The 18,072-nt window shown below is 74.7% G+C and carries 14 protein-coding genes and 1 pseudogene; 11 read left to right on the top strand and 4 right to left on the bottom strand.

The window, feature by feature from the left end:
* Window positions 1-21: 21 nt before the first annotated feature.
* The 4 genes and pseudogenes from zapE to ACIBPC_RS16715 all read left to right on the top strand — a co-directional run bounded on the left by zapE (window position 22) and on the right by ACIBPC_RS16715 (window position 4,410).
* The gene (gene zapE / locus ACIBPC_RS16700; protein WP_398845132.1) at window positions 22-1,122 is read left to right on the top strand and encodes a cell division protein ZapE; all 1,101 of its coding nucleotides are present in this window, start codon (window positions 22-24) and stop codon (window positions 1,120-1,122) included.
* Window positions 1,123-1,158: 36 nt separating this feature from the next.
* Window positions 1,159-2,025 (top strand): PPK2 family polyphosphate kinase, encoded by an 867-nt coding sequence (locus tag ACIBPC_RS16705; RefSeq protein ID WP_398845134.1) that lies wholly within the window; start codon window positions 1,159-1,161, stop codon window positions 2,023-2,025.
* Between the two features lie 117 nt (window positions 2,026-2,142).
* Window positions 2,143-3,451: pseudogene (locus ACIBPC_RS16710) on the top strand (DUF692 domain-containing protein).
* 5 nt (window positions 3,452-3,456) lie between these two features.
* Entirely contained in the window at window positions 3,457-4,410 is a 954-nt protein-coding gene (locus ACIBPC_RS16715) for a TIGR04222 domain-containing membrane protein (protein ID WP_398845621.1), read from the top strand.
* 49 nt (window positions 4,411-4,459) lie between these two features.
* Here ACIBPC_RS16715 and hemQ read toward each other — a convergent pair whose 3' ends face one another.
* Window positions 4,460-5,161 (bottom strand): hydrogen peroxide-dependent heme synthase, encoded by a 702-nt coding sequence (gene hemQ, locus ACIBPC_RS16720; protein WP_398845136.1) that lies wholly within the window; start codon window positions 5,159-5,161, stop codon window positions 4,460-4,462.
* A gap of 17 nt (window positions 5,162-5,178) precedes the next feature.
* Window positions 5,179-6,582, bottom strand: a complete 1,404-nt coding sequence (hemG, locus tag ACIBPC_RS16725; RefSeq protein WP_398845139.1) for a protoporphyrinogen oxidase — start codon at window positions 6,580-6,582, stop codon at window positions 5,179-5,181.
* A 133-nt stretch (window positions 6,583-6,715) separates the two neighbouring features.
* Here hemG and ACIBPC_RS16730 point away from each other — a divergent pair, with 133 nt between their 5' ends.
* On the top strand, window positions 6,716-7,711 hold the full coding sequence (locus tag ACIBPC_RS16730; RefSeq protein WP_398845142.1) for a DUF4349 domain-containing protein: 996 nt from the start codon (window positions 6,716-6,718) through the stop codon (window positions 7,709-7,711).
* A 57-nt stretch (window positions 7,712-7,768) separates the two neighbouring features.
* Here ACIBPC_RS16730 and hemE read toward each other — a convergent pair whose 3' ends face one another.
* Window positions 7,769-8,806: a uroporphyrinogen decarboxylase gene (gene hemE / locus ACIBPC_RS16735; protein ID WP_398845624.1), complete on the bottom strand. Its 1,038-nt coding sequence runs from the start codon at window positions 8,804-8,806 to the stop codon at window positions 7,769-7,771.
* Window positions 8,807-8,892: 86 nt separating this feature from the next.
* On the opposite strand from hemE, the gene ACIBPC_RS16740 reads away from it, so the two are divergent.
* From ACIBPC_RS16740 to ACIBPC_RS16765, 6 genes are all read left to right on the top strand, one after another.
* The gene (locus ACIBPC_RS16740; protein WP_398845145.1) at window positions 8,893-9,525 is read left to right on the top strand and encodes a DUF3000 domain-containing protein; all 633 of its coding nucleotides are present in this window, start codon (window positions 8,893-8,895) and stop codon (window positions 9,523-9,525) included.
* A 229-nt stretch (window positions 9,526-9,754) separates the two neighbouring features.
* A complete protein-coding gene (locus tag ACIBPC_RS16745; protein ID WP_362965844.1) occupies window positions 9,755-10,420 on the top strand; it encodes a response regulator transcription factor in 666 nt (221 codons plus the stop codon).
* 185 nt (window positions 10,421-10,605) lie between these two features.
* On the top strand, window positions 10,606-11,868 hold the full coding sequence (locus ACIBPC_RS16750) for an HRDC domain-containing protein (protein WP_398845147.1): 1,263 nt from the start codon (window positions 10,606-10,608) through the stop codon (window positions 11,866-11,868).
* 104 nt (window positions 11,869-11,972) lie between these two features.
* Window positions 11,973-13,187: an acetyl-CoA C-acyltransferase gene (locus ACIBPC_RS16755; RefSeq protein ID WP_362965840.1), complete on the top strand. Its 1,215-nt coding sequence runs from the start codon at window positions 11,973-11,975 to the stop codon at window positions 13,185-13,187.
* A 46-nt stretch (window positions 13,188-13,233) separates the two neighbouring features.
* On the top strand, window positions 13,234-15,363 hold the full coding sequence (locus ACIBPC_RS16760; RefSeq protein WP_398845150.1) for a 3-hydroxyacyl-CoA dehydrogenase NAD-binding domain-containing protein: 2,130 nt from the start codon (window positions 13,234-13,236) through the stop codon (window positions 15,361-15,363).
* A gap of 196 nt (window positions 15,364-15,559) precedes the next feature.
* Window positions 15,560-15,967, top strand: a complete 408-nt coding sequence (locus tag ACIBPC_RS16765; RefSeq protein ID WP_398845152.1) for a VOC family protein — start codon at window positions 15,560-15,562, stop codon at window positions 15,965-15,967.
* A 28-nt stretch (window positions 15,968-15,995) separates the two neighbouring features.
* On the opposite strand, the gene dxs is transcribed toward ACIBPC_RS16765, so the two are convergent.
* The gene (gene dxs / locus ACIBPC_RS16770) at window positions 15,996-17,903 is read right to left on the bottom strand and encodes a 1-deoxy-D-xylulose-5-phosphate synthase (RefSeq protein ID WP_398845154.1); all 1,908 of its coding nucleotides are present in this window, start codon (window positions 17,901-17,903) and stop codon (window positions 15,996-15,998) included.
* Window positions 17,904-18,072 lie beyond the last annotated feature (169 nt).

Below are 18,072 nucleotides of genomic sequence, written 5' to 3' on the forward strand. Positions count from 1 at the left end.
CGGCGCGTAGACTGGGAGATTGTGTCCGCACCCAGCACGTCCGCGTCCCCAGCGTCCCCAGGACCGGTGGCACTCACCGGCAGGGAGCCCCAGGTACCGCCCGAGCGGCTGGTGGCCGAACTGGTCCCGCCGCCCCGCTTCGACGCGGCCCGCTTCGACACGTACATCCCCGACCCCGCGCAGCCCAGCCAGTCCGAGGCCGTCAAGGCGCTCGGCGCCTTCGCCGGCGGGCTGGGCGACGCGGGGCCCGCCGGCACCGCCCGCCGGAGCCTGTGGCCGCTCCGCTCGCGCCGCCCCGCGCCGCGGCGGCAGGACGGCCCCAGCGGCGTCTACCTGGACGGGGGCTACGGCGTCGGCAAGACGCACCTGCTCGCGTCCCTGTGGCACGCGGTGGCGGCCCCGCCGGAGCGGAAGGCGTTCGGCACCTTCGTGGAGCTGACGAACCTGGTCGGCGCCCTCGGCTTCCAGCAGACGGTCGCGACCCTCTCCGGCCACCGGCTGCTGTGCATCGACGAGTTCGAGCTGGACGACCCGGGCGACACCGTGCTCGTCTCCTCCCTGCTGTCCCGGCTGGTCGAGGAGGGCGTGGCCCTGGCCGCCACCTCGAACACCCTGCCGGGCAAGCTGGGCGAGGGCCGGTTCGCCGCCGCCGACTTCCTGCGCGAGATCCAGGGCCTGTCCGCCCACTTCCGCGCCCTGCGCATCGACGGCGAGGACTACCGGCACCGCGGCCTGCCGCAGGCACCGCCGCCGCGCCCCGACGCGGAGGTCACCGCCGCCGCCCACGCCGTGCCGGGCGCGTCGCTCGACGACTTCGGCGCGCTCCTCGGCCACCTCGCGCGCGTCCACCCCAGCAGGTACGGGGCGCTGTGCGACGGCGTGGCCGCCGTCTGCCTCACCGGCGTCCACCCGGTCCCCGACCAGAGCACGGCGCTGCGCCTCGTGGTGCTCGCCGACCGGCTCTACGACCGCGAGGTGCCGGTCCTCGCGTCCGGCGTCCCGTTCGACCGGCTGTTCTCGCCGGAGATGCTGAACGGCGGCTACCGCAAGAAGTACCTGCGCGCCGTCTCCCGGCTCACCGCGCTGGCCCGCGAGGCGGACGGACTTCCCTCCGCCGTCTGAGTGGCGGACGCCGCGGGCGGGGTACACGATCTCCCCATGGGGACAGACATACGCGGCCTGCTCCGCGTCACGCCCGGCTCGCCGGTGGACCTCGCCGCGCATCCGGCCGGGGCGACGCCGGGCTTCGACGGCGGCAAGAAGCGGGCGAAGGAAGAGCTGGCGGACATGGCCGACGACCTGGCCGCGCTCCAGGAACGGCTCTACGCCGCCGCCACGGCGGGCGACCGGCGGCGCCTGGTGCTCGTCCTCCAGGGCATGGACACCTCCGGCAAGGGCGGCACGGTGAAGCACGTCGTCGGGCACTTCAACCCGGCGGGCTGCCGCATCAGGGCGTTCAAGGCGCCCACCGAGGAGGAGCGGCACCAGCATTTCCTGTGGCGGATCGGCAAGGGGCTGCCCGCGACCGGCGAGATCGGCATCTTCGACCGCTCGCACTACGAGGACGTGCTCGTCGTGCGCGTGCACGGCATGGTGCCGCAGCCGGTGTGGGAGCGGCGGTTCGACGAGATCAACGCGTGGGAGCGCGCGCTCGCCGACGACGGCGTGACGTGGGTGAAGGTCTTCCTGCACATCAGCCCCGAGGAGCAGCGCGAGCGCCTGCTGCGGCGCCTGGACCGGGCGGACAAGCACTGGAAGCTGAGCCCGAACGACATCTCGGAGCGCGCCCTGTGGCCCGACTACCGGCGCGCGTACACCTCGGTGCTCGAACGGTGCTCGACCGACGCGGCGCCCTGGTACGTCGTCCCGGCGGACCGCAAGTGGTACCGCAACTGGGCCGTCAGCCGCCTCCTGCTGGCGCATCTCCAGGAGATGGATCCCCGCTACCCGGCGGCGGGTTACGACGCGTCGGACCTGCGCGCGAAGCTGCACGACGAGCGCCTCGCCGCCCCCGCCCGCGACTGAGCCACCAGAAAGCTCAGATAATCCTCTGAACATGACGCTCCGTCGTTTGGCGGCACCCCCGTGCGATGAAGACTGACCCCGGAAGGGGACGGGACCATCGCACGGGGGGAGCGGGACATGCGGTCACGTTTCGGCGGTCTGGGCACCGGCATCGGCTGGCGCCCGGAGATCGCCGACGGCATCGAGGAACTTCCGGGTGTCGACTGGGTGGAGGTCGTGGCGGAGAACATCTGCCCCGACCACCTCCCCGACGCACTCGAACGGCTCCGGGCACGCGGCACCACCGTCGTACCGCACGGCGTGTCCCTGGGCCTCGGCGACGCCGGACGCCCCTCCCCCGCCCGGCTGGCGCGGCTGGCCTGGGTGGCGGAGTCGCTGGGCGCGCCCGTCGTCACGGAGCACATCGCGTTCGTCCGCGCGGGCGGCCTGGAGGCGGGGCACCTGCTGCCCGTGCCGAGGACCAGGGACGCGCTCGACGTGCTGTGCGAGAACGTGCGGATCGCCCAGGACGCGCTGCCCGTGCCGCTCGCGGTGGAGAACATCGCGGCCGTCCTGAACTGGCCGGGCGAGGAGCTGACGGAGGGCCAGTTCCTCACCGAGCTGGTCGAGCGCACCGGCGTCGGCCTGCTCATCGACGTCGCCAACCTGCACACCAACCACGTCAACCGCGGCGAGGACCCGGCCACCGCCCTGGACACCCTGCCGCTCGACGCCCTCGCCTACGTCCACGTCGCGGGCGGCGTGGAACGCGACGGCGTGTGGCACGACAGCCACGCGCACCCCGTCCCGCCGCAGGTCCTCGGCGTCCTGGAGATGCTGCGCGACCGCACCGAGCCGCCCGGCGTGCTGCTGGAGCGCGACGAGGCCTTCCCGCCCGTCGCCGAGCTGGCGGCCGAGCTGGACGGCATCCGCGCCGTCCTCACGGGGGCGCGCCGTGCCTGAGCCCACCGCACCCGGCGCCCCGGACGGCACGGAAGCGGCCCGCGCCCGGCTCGGCGCCGCCCAGTACGCCCTGCTCGCCGCCCTCACCGCGGGCGCGCCCGACCCGGACGGCTTCGACCCGGCGAGGCTCCGCGTCCAGCGCGGCGTACTCGCCGCCAAACGCGCGGACGTCATCGCGAAGATCGCCCGGCAACTGCCCGAGATCCTCGGCGACTCCTACCGCCGCCTCGCGCTGGCGCACACCCGGTCCCGGCCGCTGACCGGCGGCTACCGGCAGGACGCCGCCGCGTTCGTCCGCGCCCTGCTCACGGACGGCGATCCCGGCGCGGGCGACCCCGTCCGCCACGATCCCGTCCTCCTCGATCCCGCCGTACGCGACCGCCTGGTCCGGTGGCTGGGCGAGGACCCCGGCACCATCCCCACCCCGCCCGGCCGGTTCGCCCGGCTGCGGCGCGGCACACGAAGCCAGCGGAAAGCCCGGTGACCAGCATGATCCTCTTCACAGCCGCCGCGACGGCCGTCCTCGCGGCCGGCCTCCTGAACCTCCTGCTCGCCCGCGCGCGGGCCCACCGCGCCCTCCCGTCGCTGGCGGCCACGACGACGGGCTCCGTGTACGAGACGGCGTTCCTCACCGGCGGCCCGCGCCGCGTCGTGGAGACCGTGCTGTGCGCCATGATCGGCAAGGGCAGGCTCACGATCGAGGACGGCGCGCTCCACGTGACGCGCCCGGTCGCCGACGACGACCTCGAACGCGAACTCCTCACCCTCGTCGGCGACTCGTGGCGCCCCCCGGCGGACCGGGTCGTCGCGGCGTTCGCCGCCTCGCGCCCGGTCCAGGCGATCGGCGACGCGCTGTTCTCGCGGGGCCTGCTGTGGGAGCCGAGGACGCACGGGGCCTGGCGCCGCGCCGGGTGGGTCGCCCTGCTGGCCGCCGGTCTGGTCTCGGCCTCGACGCTCGTCGCGACGGTCGTCACCGGCGAGGTGGCGCTCCTCGTCCTGATCGCCGCCTCGACGCTGGTGCAGATCACCGCGTTCACGCTGCGCCCGCGCCGCGGCCGCCTGACCGACGCGGGCCGCGCCGCCCTCGCCGGCCTGCGCCACCGGTCGCCGTACCGGCTCGCCAAGGACCCGGTGACGCAGGTGGCGCTCGACGGCCCGTACGGGGTGACGGACTCGAAGGTGCGCCGCCAGCTGACCGCGATCGTCCTGACCTCGGTGACGATCTCCGCCTTCACGGCGGCGCCCGTCATGGCGGACAGCGGCGCCACGTGGGGGACGGCGTGCGGCTCGTCGGGCGACTGGTCCGGCGGCGGTGACAGCGGAGGCCACAGCGGGGGCGGCGGCGACAGCGGCGGCGGCGGGTCGAGCTGCGGGGGCGGCTCCAGCTGCGGCGGCGGGTCGAGCTGCGGCGGTGGCGGCGGCTGCGGGGGCGGCGGAGGCTGACCCCGCCCGGTGGTCCCCGGCGCGCCCGGCGCCGGGGACCGCGGGACGGTCAGGCGAGCCCGGCGACCAGTTCCGCGAGCGGCTTGCGGCGGCCGGTGTAGAACGGGATCTCCTCGCGCACGTACAGCCGCGCCTTCGAGCCGCGCAGGTGGCGCATCAGGTCCACGATGCGGTGCAGCTCGTCCGCCTCGAAGGCGAGGATCCACTCGTAGTCGCCCAGCGAGAAGGACGCGACGGTGTTGGCGCGCACGTCCGGGTAGCCGCGCGCCATCTTCCCGTGCTCCGCCAGCAGCTGGCGGCGCTCGTCGTCCGGCAGCAGGTACCAGTCGTACGAGCGCACGAACGGGTAGACGCTCACGTACTCGCGCGGCGTCTCGTCGGCGAGGAACGCCGGGATGTGCGACTTGTTGAACTCGGCGGGCCGGTGCAGCGCCATGTTCGACCAGACCGGTTCGAGCGCCCGGCCGAGCCGCGTGCGGCGGAACCGGTTGTACGCCTCCTGCAGCGCCTCGGACGTCTCCGAGTGCCACCAGATCATCACGTCGGCGTCGGCGCGCAGCCCCGACAGGTCGTACGTGCCGCGCACCGTCACGTCCTTGGCGGCGAGCTGCTCGAACAGCTCGGCGACCTCGTCCGCGTACCCGGCGCGGTCCTCGGGCAGCACGTCGCGCAGCCTGAAGACGGACCAGAGGGTGTAGCGGATGACGTCGTTCAGTTCCTTGGCGCGCTTTCCGGGCGATGCAGCAGTCATGGCGTCATTCTCCCGCGTCACTCGCCGGGCTCCTCACGCGGGCCCGGCGGCAGCGTCCGCACCAGCTCGCCCACCGCCCGGGTCGCGCTCGCGACGCACGCCGGGATGCCCACCCCGTCGTACGACGCGCCGCACAGCCGCAGCCCCGGCAGCCCGGCGAGGTAGCCCCGGACGCGGGCGACGCGGGCGGCGTGGCCGACCGTGTACTGCGGCAGTCCGTCGACCCACCGGGTGACAAGCGAGTCGACGGGCTTCGCCGCCAGCCCGGCCGCCTCGCCCAGGTCGTCCAGCGCGGCCCGCACCAGCTCGTCGTCGTCCCACTCCAGCGGCCCGGAGTCGCCGAAGCGCCCGGCGGAGGCCCGCAGGACGAACAGGCCGGGGTCCGCGCCCGCCGCCCAGTCCCACTTGCCGGTCGTGAAGGTCGCCGCCTTGATCACACGGCGGTCCACGGCCGGGACGAGGAAGCCGCTGCCGCGCGGCAGCGTCCCCAGGTCGGCGCGGCGGAACGCGAGCGTGACGATCGCCATCGACGCGTACGCCACCGCCGCCAGCTCACCGGCCGCCGCGGGCGCCTCCGCCGCCAGCAGCCGCCCGGCCGCCGCCGCGGGCACGGCGAGCACCACGCCGTCCGCCACCAGCGACCGCCCGTCGTCCAGCGCCGCGGCCCAGCCGCGCGCCGTGCGGCGCAGCCCGGTCACCGCGACGCCGCTCTCCAGCGCGCCGCCGCGCGCGCGGCAGGAGTCGGCCAGCGCCTCGGCGAACGTGCCGACGCCCCCGTCGAACCCGGCGAACACCGGCTCGCCCGCCGCCCTCGGCGGAGTGGCACGCTGGACGGCGCGCACGGCGGCGAGCAGCGTGTCGTGGTCGCGCAGCGCCTCGTACAGGGCGGGAACGGCCGAGCGCAGGGAGATCTGGTACGCGTCGCCCGCGTAGACCCCGCCGAGCAGCGGCTCGACCAGCCGGTCCACGACCTCGCGGCCCATCCGGTCCGCCACCAGCCGCCCGACCGCGACGTCCTCGCCGACCTCGACAGGCGGCAGCTCGCTGTCCCGCGCGATCTGCGCGAGCCCGGTGTCGGACAGCACCCCCGCGAGGGCGGCCGCCGTGCCGGGCACCCCCATCACGTGCCCCTGCGGCATCGGCCGCAGGGCGCCCCGCGTCCAGATGGCCGAGGTGGTGACGGCCGGGGACCGCAGCGCGTCGGCGAGACCGATCTCCCCGGCCAGGTCGACGGCCTCGGGTCTGCGGGCGAGTACGGACTCCGCGCCGAGGTCCACCCGGACGCCGGCGACCCGGCCGGTGCGGAGCTTGCCGCCGAACCGGCCGGAACTCTCCAGGAGGGTGACCCGGAGCCCGGCGGCCAGCAGCCGGTGGGCGGCGGTGAGGCCCGTGACCCCGCCGCCGACGACGATCACATGCATGGGTCCACTGTCCCAGATGCGCGAACGTGGCCCGCACGTGACCTGTTCGGAACCGGCCGGACCGAACCGGCCGCGCTCCCCCGCCGTCCAAGACACGACCGTCCGGACGGACTTGGGAACCAGGGGGAACTCGATGAGGCGCAGGACAGGAGCCATCCGAAGAGCGGCGCTGGCGGCCGTTCCACTGCTGGGCGCGCTGCTGCTCGCGGGGTGCACGGGCGGCGGCAGCGACGGCGGCGGCGGGTCGATGGCCCGGGAGGGCTTCGCCGCGGACGACAGCGCTGACGGCAGCGCGGGTGACAGTGCGGGTGACAGCGCCGCCGAGCCCGCGCCGGAGGGCGCGTCGGAGGCCGACGAGCAGGGCGGCGCCGTGGAGCAGGCGGACGACGGCGCCGCCGCCGAAGCGCTGCTGATCCGCACGGCGCACCTGGTCGTGGCGGCGGACGACGTGCCGGGGGCGTACGAAGGGGCGCTGTCCGCCGTGGCGGCGGCGGGCGGCTTCGTCAGCGCGGAGAGCACCGTGGGCGAGCCGACCGCCGGCGACTGGTCGGAGGTGACGCTGCGCGTCCCCGAGGAGTCCTACGAGGGCCTGCTCTCCGACCTGGCGGCGCTCGGCGAGCTGCGCTCGCGCGAGGTGACCACCGAGGACGTGACCGAGGAGGTCGTGGACGTCGAGAGCCGGCTCGCCACCCAGCGCGAGAGCGTCGCCCGCGTCCGGGCGCTGATGGAGGAGGCCGTCTCGATCCGCGACATCGTGGACCTGGAGGCGGAGCTGAGCCAGCGGCAGGCCGACCTGGAGTCGCTGGAGTCGCGCAGCGAGTCGCTGCGGGGGCGGGTGGCGATGGCCACCGTCACCCTGGAGCTGCACGAGATGGACACGCCGGTGGACGAGCCCGCGGACTCCGACGACGACCCGTCGATCCCGGGCGCGCTCGCGGGCGGCTGGGACGTGTTCGTGGCGGCGCTGGTGTGGACGGGCGCGGCGCTCGCGGCGGTGCTGCCGTTCGCCGCGGCGGCCGCGCTGGTGGTGTTCGCCGTGCGGCTGGCGCGCCGCCGCTTCCCGCGGCGTCCCGCGCCCGCGCCGGAACCGGCCCTGGCCGACCGGGTCTTCCGGGCGCCCGACGCGTGAGGACGCCTCGGGGCCGCGCCGTCCGCGGCGCGGCCCCCGGGTCACGTCAACCGGTGTCTACCGGGCCGTCTGCTCGTGCACGTACGAAACGAGGCGCGTCAGCGCGTCCGGGTCCGTCGCGGGGAGGACGCCGTGACCGAGGTTGAAGATGTGGCCCGGCAGCCCGGCGGCGGCGTCGAGGACGCGGCGCGCCTGCGCCTCCACGGCCTGGCGCGGCGCGAACAGGACGGCGGGGTCGAGGTTGCCCTGCAGGGCCTTCCCGGGGCCGACGCGGCGCGCCGCCTCGTCCAGCGGCACGCGCCAGTCGACGCCGACGACGTCCGCGCCCGCCTCGCCGAGCAGGCCGAGCAGCTCCCCGGTGCCGACACCGAAGTGGATGCGCGGCACGCCGTGGTGGGCCACGGCGTCGAAGACCTTGCGGGACGCGGGCATCACCGAGGCGCGGTAGTCGGCGGGCGCGAGCGCGCCGACCCAGGAGTCGAAGAGCTGCACGGCCGACGCGCCGGCCTCGATCTGCACGGTGAGGAAGGCGGCGGTGATGTCCGCGAGCCGGTCGAGCAGCTCGGCCCACAGCCCGGGGTCGCCATACATCAGGGCCTTGGTGTGCTCGTGGTTGCGCGACGGACCGCCCTCCACGAGGTAGCTCGCGAGGGTGAACGGCGCACCGGCGAACCCGACGAGCGGGGTGTCGCCCAGCGCGGCCGTCACCATGCCGACCGCCTCGGTGATGTACGGGACGTCGTCCGGCTCCAGCGGGCGCAGCCGGTCCAGGTCGGCACGGCTGCGGATCGGCTCGGCGACGACCGGGCCGACTCCCGGCCTGATGTCGAGGTCGATGCCGATCGCCTTCAGCGGGACGACGATGTCGCTGAAGTAGACGGCCGCGTCCACGTCGTGCCTGCGCACCGGCTGGAGGGTGATCTCGGTGACCAGGTCGGGCCGCATGCAGGAGTCCAGCATGGCGACGCCCTCGCGCGCCTTGCGGTACTCGGGGAGGGAACGTCCGGCCTGGCGCATGAACCACACGGGCGTGTGCGGCACCGGTTCGCGGCGGCAGGCCCGGAGGAAGGGGGAGTCGGCGAGTGTCACACGCAGAAGTCTCGCACGACCGGCGGATTGACCCGCGCGGGCTGGTGTGGCGTCCCCGCGTCCCGGCGGCCCGGCGCCTAGGGTTACCGGCCATGGCATCGTCTCGGCACCGGCAGGCGGAGGAGACCGGAGATATGACCGACCCCGGCCCGCGGGTGCCGTCGGCCTTCCGGCAGGCGGTCGCGGGACTGACCGCGGCCAGGCCCCGCGCGGAGGTGCGCCTGACGCCCCTCCCCCCGCCCCGGCGGCTCGCGCCGTACGCCCACGCGCTCGGCGCGGCGGTCGCCGTGGACGGGGAGGAGCTGGCGGACGGGCGCTTCGTCCTGCTGCACGACCCGGACGGCGACGAGACCTGGCGCGGCGACTTCCGCGTGGTGACGCTCGGCCGGGCCGACCTCGAACCCGAGCTGGCCACCGATCCCCTCGTCCCCGAGGTCGCCTGGTCGTGGCTGACGGAGGCGCTCGACGCGCGGGGGCTCGCGTACCGGGAGGCGGGCGGGACCGTGACCCGGGCCGACTCGCAGTACTTCGGCGCCATGGCGGAACGGCCCGCCCGCGCCGAGCTGGAGCTGCGCGCCTCGTGGACCCCGGCGGACGGCGCCGACGCGGCGGGGCACCTGCTCGCCTGGTGCGCGCTGCTCGCGCAGTGCGCGGGCCTGCCGCCTGAGGCGAGCGGCACGGCGGTCACGGCGCTCCCCCGGCGCAGGGGCCCGCGCACCGTCTGACGGGGGACGCGGGGAGGGGACGGCGAGGAGACAGAGGGAGACAGAGGGGAGACACGGCCGGGTCCGCCGGGCGTCAGTACCGGACGGCGTATCACCGGTTCGTGATCTTTCTCTAAAGGACCAGCGACTTCCTGCCGAAGGAGTAGTGACCCTTCCATCCGGAACGCCCCGACTCCTCCCCGGGAGTCGGATTCGGTCCGCCCCCACCCCACCCCCTCCGGGAGGCCCGGTGTCTGTTCTTCTTGAGCACCCCACAAGCCTGGTCGCCTACCGCCCGAACAAGCCGACCGCCATGGTCGTCGTGGCCGACCCCCGAGTCCGTTCCACCGTGACCCGCCATCTGTGGGCCCTCGGAGTCCGGGACGTGATCGAGGCGTCGTCCATCGCGGAGGCCCGCCCCCGAGTCGCGAACCCACGGGACATCTGCGTCGCCGACGTGCACCTGCCCGACGGCTCAGGTCTCACCCTGCTGTCCGAGACCCGCGCGGCGGGCTGGCCGAACGGCCTCGCGCTCTCCGCGGCCGACGACATCGGCGCCGTGCGGAACGCGCTGGCGGGCGGCGTCAAGGGCTATGTCGTCACCGGTACCCGCAACAGCCTCGGTCCCCCCACCCGGCACGGCGCCGCGCACATCGGCGCGGCGGCAGCCCGGGGCATGCACAGGCGCCAGCCCGGCGCCCCCGCCCACCAGGGCGGCTACCGCGAACTCTCCGGCCGCGAGGTCGAGGTGCTGCGGCTGGTCGCCGAAGGACAGTCCAACAAGGCGATCGGTGTCTCCATGGGCCTGTCGGCCCTGACCGTCAAGAGCCACCTCGCCCGCATCGCCCGCAAGCTGGGCACCGGCGACCGCGCGGGCATGGTCGCCGTCGCGCTGCGCACCGGCATCATCCACTGAGCGGGCGACCACCGAGAGCCGCCGAGACCCGCCGGGCCCGCCCGTTCCGTCCGCCACCGGCCCGCCGCACCGTCACCGACCACCGCATCCGGCGCCCGCCCCGACCGTTCGGGGCGGGCGCCGGTGGTCTGCGGGGACGCCGGGAGAGACGTTGTGCACTGTGCGCACAGAGTTAGTCTTGACTGGTGACCGACGCCCAGCAGACCGCCGACGTGACCGCAGGAACGAGTGACCCCGAGCCGTCGGGACCGGCCCCGGTCCCCTTGCTGGCCCCCCGGGAGGGCGTACCGCCGGTCACCGCGGACGCGGAGGCGTTCGCCGAGGTCGTCGCCGCGTTCGCCGCGGGCAGCGGGCCGGTCGCCGTGGACGCCGAGCGCGCCTCGGGCTACCGCTACGGGCAGCGCGCGTACCTCGTCCAGCTCCGCCGCGAGGGCGCGGGCACCGCGATGATCGACCCGGTGTCCTGCCCCGACCTCACCCCGCTGGGCGACGCGCTCGCGGGCACCGAATGGGTCCTGCACGCCGCGACGCAGGACCTGCCCTGCCTGCGGGACATAGGCATGGTGCCGACCCGCCTCTTCGACACCGAGCTGGCCGGGCGGCTGGCCGGATTCGCCCGGGTGGGCCTCGGGGTGATGGTGGAGACGGTCCTCGGCTACAGCCTGGAGAAGGGCCACTCGGCGGTGGACTGGTCCAGCCGCCCGCTGCCCGAGCCCTGGCTGCGGTACGCGGCCCTCGACGTCGAGCTGCTCGTGGACCTGCGCGACGCGCTGGAGGAGGAGCTGCGGCGGCAGGGGAAGCTCGGCTGGGCCCTGGAGGAGTTCGCCGCCATCGCCGCCGCTCCCCCGCCCCCGCCGCGCAAGGACCCGTGGCGGCGTACGTCCGGGGTGCACAAGGTCCGCAGACGCAGACAGCTCGGCGTCGTCCGCGAGCTGTGGACGACGCGTGACCAGGTGGCGCAGCGGCGCGACCTGTCGCCGGGCAAGGTGCTGTCGGACGCGGCCATCGTCGCCGCCGCGCAGGCGATGCCGGCGGACGCCAGGGCGCTCGCGGCGCTGCACGGCTTCGGGCACCGGATGGGCCGCAAGCAGCTCCAGCAGTGGCAGGAGGCGATCGACCGGGTGCGGGAGCTGCCCGAGGCCGAACTGCCCCAGCCTGGCCAGCAGGTGACGGGCCCCCCGCCGCCCCGCGCGTGGGCCGAGAAGGACCCGGTGGCCGCCGCGAGGCTGACGGCGGCGCGCTCCGCCGTCACGGCGCACGCCGAGGAGCTGCGGCTGCCGCAGGAGAACCTGATCTCCCCCGACGTGGTGCGGCGCCTGTGCTGGGAGCCCCCGGCGGAGGCCGACCCGGAGGCGGTCACGTCGGCGCTGCGGGCGCTCGGGGCGCGCGAGTGGCAGATCGAGCAGACCGCGCCGCTGCTGGTGAAGGCCCTCGCGACGGTGGACTGACCGCGGGGTGCGCGCGAGCCGGACTCCTCCGTGCCTGGCGCTCGCCGGTTACCGGCGAGTAGCATGGCGGCGGAAGTGACTGTCCGGCCTGGAGGAGTGCCATCGTGCCGCGTAACGTCAGGGACGTCGTCTTCGTGGACGGCGTCCGTACCCCCTTCGGCAAGGCGGGTCCCAAGGGCATCTACCACGAGACCCGCGCCGACGACCTGGTCATCAAGTGCATCCGCGAGCTGCTGCGCCGCAATCCGCAGCTGCCGCCGGAGCGCGTGGACGACGTCGCGGTGGCGGCGACCACGCAGATCGGCGACCAGGGCCTGACCCTGGGCCGTACGGCCGCGATCCTCGCCGGGCTGCCCCGCAGCGTGCCGGGGTACTCCATCGACCGCATGTGCGCCGGGGCGCTGACCGCCGTGACGACGAGCGCGGGGTCCATCGCGTTCGGCGCGGGCGACATCGCCATCGCGGGCGGGGTGGAGCACATGGGCCGGCACCCGATGGGCGAGGCCGTGGACCCGAACCCGCGCTTCGTCTCCGAGAAGCTGGTGGACGACTCCGCGCTGTTCATGGGCATGACGGCGGAGAACCTGCACGACCGCTTCCCGCACCTGGACCGCGCGCGGGCCGACGAGTACGCGGTGCGCAGCCAGGAGAAGGCCGCCAAGGCGTACGCCGACGGGAAGATCCAGCCGGACCTGGTGCCGGTGTCGGTGCGGCGGACCTCCCCCGACGCGGGCGAGACGGGCTGGGGCCTGGCGACGGCCGACGAGCCGATGCGGCCGGGCACGACCCGGGAGACGCTGGCCGGGCTGAAGACGCCGTTCCGCCCGCACGGGCGCGTCACGGCGGGCAACTCGGCGGGGCTCAACGACGGCGCGACGGCCTCCGTCATCGCCGCCGAGGACGTGGCGCGCGAGCTGGGCCTGCCGGTGAAGATGCGGCTCGTGTCGTACGCGTTCGCCGGTGTCGAGCCCGAGGTGATGGGCTACGGCCCGGTGCCCGCGACGAAGAAGGCCCTCGCGCGCGCCGGCCTGTCGATCGGGGACATCGGCCTGATCGAGATCAACGAGGCGTTCGCCGTGCAGGTGCTGGCGTTCCTCGACCAGTACGGCATCGCGGACGACGACCCGCGGGTGAACCAGTACGGCGGCGCGATCGCGTTCGGCCACCCGCTGGCCTCCTCCGGCGTGCGGCTGATGACGCAGCTGGCGCGGCAGTTCGAGGACCAGCCCGAGGTCAGGTACGGCCTGACGACCATGTGCGTCGGCTTCGGCATGGGCGCGACCGTCGTCTGGGAGAACCCGCACTGGGAGAACCGGTGACACACGGGGTAGCCGCCACACAGGTACGAGTGAACGGAGGGCGCCCGTGAGTCGGGTCGCTGAGGTGTTGCAGGGGGCGGCCGGGCGGTTCCCCGGTGAAGTGGTCACGCAGGCGCACGTACGGCATCTGGAGCTGCCGGACGGGGGCGGCCGGTTCGCGCTGATCACGCTGGACAACGGCTTCGACCACACGAAGCCGACGACGTTCGGGCCCAGGTCGCTGGCGAATCTCGACGCGGCGCTCGACCAGGTGGCGGCCGAGGCCGCGGCCGGGGAGATCGTCGGCGTCGGGCTGACGGGCAAGCCGTTCGTCTTCGCGGTGGGCGCCGACCTCAAGGGCGTCGAGGTGCTCGGCGAGCGCGCCGAGGCCGTCGCCATCGGGGCCGGGGGGCACGACGTCTTCCGGCGGTTCGCGTCGCTCGGCGTGCCGTCGTTCACCTACTACAACGGCGCGGCGCTCGGCGGCGGCGTCGAGGTCGGGCTGCACTGCACCTACCGGACGGTCTCGGCGGCGGCGGGCGCGCTCGCGCTGCCCGAGGTCTTCCTCGGGCTGCTGCCGGGCTGGGGCGGCTGCACGCTGCTGCCGAACCTGATCGGCGCCGACCGCGCGGTCACCGTGATCATCGAGAACGCGCTGGCGCAGAACCGCACGCTCAGCGGGCCCGCGTTCTACGAACTCGGCATCGCCGACGCGCTGTTCGAGGGCGCCGACTTCCTGGAGCAGTCGCTCGTGTGGACCTCGGCGGTCCTGCGCGGCGAGCTGGCGGTCGGGCGCGCCGAGGTCGACCGCGGCGAGGCGTGGGACGCGGCGCTGGCGCGCGGCCGGGCCGTCGCGGACGGCAGGGTGCACGGCGCGGCGCCCGCCGCGTACCGGGCGCTCGACATCATCGCGCAGGTGCGCGACGGGGACCTCGACGCCGGTTTCGACGCGGAGACCGAGGCGCTGGCCGACCTGATCATGGGCGACGAGCTGCGCAGCAGCCTGTACGCGTTCAACCTCGTGCAGCGCCGGGCCAAGCGGCCGGCGGGCGCGCCCGACAAGTCGCTCGCCCGGCAGGTGACGAAGGTCGGCGTCGTGGGCGCCGGGCTGATGGCGTCGCAACTGGCGCTGCTCTTCGCTCGCAGGCTGGAGGTGCCGGTGGTCCTCACCGACATCGACCAGGAGCGGATCGACAAGGGCGTCGCCTGGGTGCACGGCGAGATCGACACGCTGCGCGCCAAGGGCAGGCTCTCGGGCGACAAGGCGAACCGGCTGAAGGCCGCCGTGACGGGCGAGCTGGACCGCGCGGCGGCGTTCGCGGACGCCGACTTCGTCATCGAGGCCGTCTTCGAGGAGATGGGCGTCAAGCGGCAGGTCTTCGCCGAGCTGGAGGTGGTCGTCCCCGAGCACGCGGTGCTGGCCACCAACACGTCGTCCCTGTCGGTGACGGCGATGGCCGCCGGGCTGAAGCATCCCGGGCGTGTCGTCGGCTTCCACTTCTTCAACCCGGTGGCGGTGCTGCCGCTGCTGGAGATCGTGCGGGCCGAGCAGACGGACGAGGCGACGCTGGCGACGGCGTTCGGTGTCGCGCGGAAGCTGCGGAAGTCGGCCGTGCTCGTGAAGGACGCGCCCGCGTTCGTCGTCAACCGCGTCCTGACCCGTTTCATGGGCGAGGTGCTCGGCGCGATCGACGAGGGCACGCCCGCCGACGTCGCGGACCGCGCGCTGGCGCCGCTGGGGCTGCCGATGTCGCCGATCCAGCTGCTCGACCTGGTCGGGCCCGCCGTGGCGCACCACGTGGCGGGGACGCTGCACGAGGTGTACCCGGACCGGTTCGCGGTCTCGCCGAACCTGGCGAAGGTCGTCGCGGCGGGCAAGCGGACGCTGTACGTGCAGGACGGCGGCGCGCCCCGGCTCGACCCGGAGGTGGCGGCGCTGTTCGAGACCGGCACGGCCGTGCTGACCGAGGAGCAGGTCAGGGCGCGCGCCCTGGACGCCATCGCCGAGGAGATCGGGCTCATGCTCCAGGAGGGTGTCGTCGCCGAGGCGCAGGACATCGACCTGTGCCTGATCACGGGCGCGGGCTGGCCGTTCCACCTTGGCGGGATCACACCGTACCTGGACCGCGCGGGTGTCTCCGAGCGGGTGCTCGGGCGGCGGCTGCTGGCGCGGGGGGTGGCGAGCGTCCCGGCGTGAGCCGTGGCACCACCGGCCGGGCGGCGCCCGGTCCGTCCCTCGCGGACGGGCCGGGCGCCGTTCACGTGGAGGGCGGGGCGGAGAAAAACCTTGGGGAATCGCGCGTGGGAGAGATGAGTCCTGGCGCCGGGCCCGGTCGTATGGGGTGTGGGGCCGCGCAGGGCGGCCCCGGAGCACCCGCCGGGAGGACGCCGCCATGCCGACCAAGATCTTCGTGAACCTGCCCGTGAAGGACCTCGCCCGCTCGAAGCGGTTCTTCAGCGACCTGGGCTACGCGTTCAACCCCCAGTTCTCCGACGAGAACGCGGCCTGTCTCGTGATCAGCGAGGACATCTTCGCGATGCTGCTGACCGAGCCCTTCTTCGGCACCTTCTCCCGCAGGACCGTCGCGGACACCGCCACCACGATCGAGTCGATCGTCACGCTGAGCGCGGACAGCCGCGCGGCGGTGGACGAGCTGGCCGACCGCGCGCTGGCGTCCGGCGGCTCCCCGGCGATGGACCCGATCGACGAGGGCCCGATGTACGGCCGCAGCTTCCTCGACCCGGACGGGCACCACTGGGAGGTGATGTACATGGACCCGGCCGCCGTGCAGGGGGCCTGACGGCGGCCGGGCGGGGTGCGGTGCCCTGTCAGGCGCCGGTGGTCGCGTCCACCGAGCCGGTGAGGCGCGCGACCAGGCCCGTGACCTGGCGTGCGATGTCCGGGCCCGTCAGCCCGACCTCGGCGAGGACCTGCTCGCGGCTGCCGTGGCTCAGGAAGCGCTCGGGGACGCCGAAGTCGCGCAGCGGCACGTCCACGTCCGCGTCGCGCAGGGCCTGGGCGACGGCGGAGCCGACGCCGCCCGCGCGGCTGTTGTCCTCGACCGTGACGACGACCCGGTGCTCGGCCGCGAGGGCGGGCAGCGCCGGGTCGACGGGCTTGACCCAGCGCGGGTCGACGACCGTGGTGGTGATGCCGTGGCTGTGCAGCAGCTCCGCTGCTTCGAGGCAGGCGGGCGCGAGCGCGCCGACGGAGACCATCAGCACGTCGGGCCGCTCGGTCCCCGCCTCCGGCCTGCGCAGGACGTCCATGCCGCCGACCGTGCCCACGGCCGGGACGGGCGTGCCGACCTTGCCGCGCGAGTAGCGGACCACGGTGGGGGCGTCCTCCACCTGGACGGCCTCGCGCAGCTGGAGCCGCAGCTGCTCGGCGTCGCGGGGGGCGGCGAGCCGCAGGCCCGGGACGCACTGGAGGATCGACATGTCCCACACGCCGTGGTGCGAGGCGCCGTCGGGGCCGGTGATGCCCGCCCGGTCGAGGACGAAGGTGACACCGCAGCGGTGCAGCGCGACGTCCATCAGCAGCTGGTCGAACGCGCGGTTGAGGAACGTCGCGTAGACCGCGAAGACGGGGTGCAGCCCGCCCGAGGCGAGACCTGCGGCGGAGACGGCGCCGTGCTGCTCGGCGATGCCCACGTCGTACACCCGGTCGGGGAACTCCTCGGCGAACTGCGCGAGGCCGACCGGGCGGAGCATCGCGGCGGTGACGGCGACGACGTCCTCGCGCTCGCGGCCGATGCGGACGATCTCGTCGCCGAAGACGGACGTCCAGTCGGCGCCGGAGACGGACACCGGCAGGCCGGTGTCGGGGTGGATGACGCCGACCGCGTGGAACTGGTCCGCCTCGTCGTCGCGGGCGGGCTGGTAGCCGCGGCCCTTCTCGGTGAGGCAGTGCACGATGACGGGCCCGCCGAAGCGCTTGGCGCGCTGGAGCGCCGCCTCCAGCGCCTGGATGTCGTGGCCGTCGATCGGGCCGACGTACTTGATGCCGAGGTCCTCGAAGAGGCCCTGGGGCGCGATGACGTCCTTCAGGCCCTTCTTGGCGCCGTGCAGCGTGCCGTAGAGCGGGCGGCCGACGACGGGGGTCTTCTCCAGCATCTGGCGGCCGCGGGCGAGGAAGCGCTCGTACCCGGCGGTGGTGCGCAGCGTCGCTAGGTGGGTAGCGAGGCCGCCGATGGTGGGCGCGTAGGAGCGCTCGTTGTCGTTGACGACGATGACGAGCGGCTGGTCCTTGGCGGCGGCGATGTTGTTGAGCGCCTCCCAGGCCATGCCGCCGGTGAGGGCGCCGTCGCCGGTGACCGCGACGACCTGGCGCTGCTCGCCGCGCAGCCGGTACGCCTTGGCGAGGCCGTCGGCCCAGCCGAGGACGGTCGAGGCGTGGCTGTTCTCGATGGTGTCGTGGTCGGACTCGGCGCGTGACGGGTAGCCGGAGAGGCCGCCGCGGGCGCGGAGCCCCGAGAAGTCCTGGCGCCCGGTGAGGAGCTTGTGGACGTACGACTGGTGTCCGGTGTCCCACAGGATGCGGTCGGACGGGGAGTCGAAGACGCGGTGGAGCGCGATCGTCAGCTCGACCACGCCGAGGTTCGGGCCGAGGTGGCCGCCGGTCCTGGCGACGGCGTCGATGAGGAAGGAGCGGATCTCCCCTGCCAGCTCCACCAGTTGCTCAGGGGTGAGCCGGTCGAGATCGCGCGGTCCCGAGATACCGGTCAGCAGCGGCACCGTTCCTCCTTGCGTCGGGCTTAGGACGGCCGTCCGTCGAGTTTAGTGTGATCGGCCCACGACTGTGGCGAGAGGATCGCGGATACGTACGGATACGGAGCGACCCGGGCCACCGTGCGGTGTCCGGGTCGCTCCCTGCCCGTTTCCGGGCGGATCATGTACGGCGCGG

The organism is Streptomyces sp. NPDC049879, from assembly GCF_044461265.1.
In the GTDB taxonomy this organism is placed as follows: Bacteria; Actinomycetota; Actinomycetes; order Streptomycetales; family Streptomycetaceae; genus Streptomyces.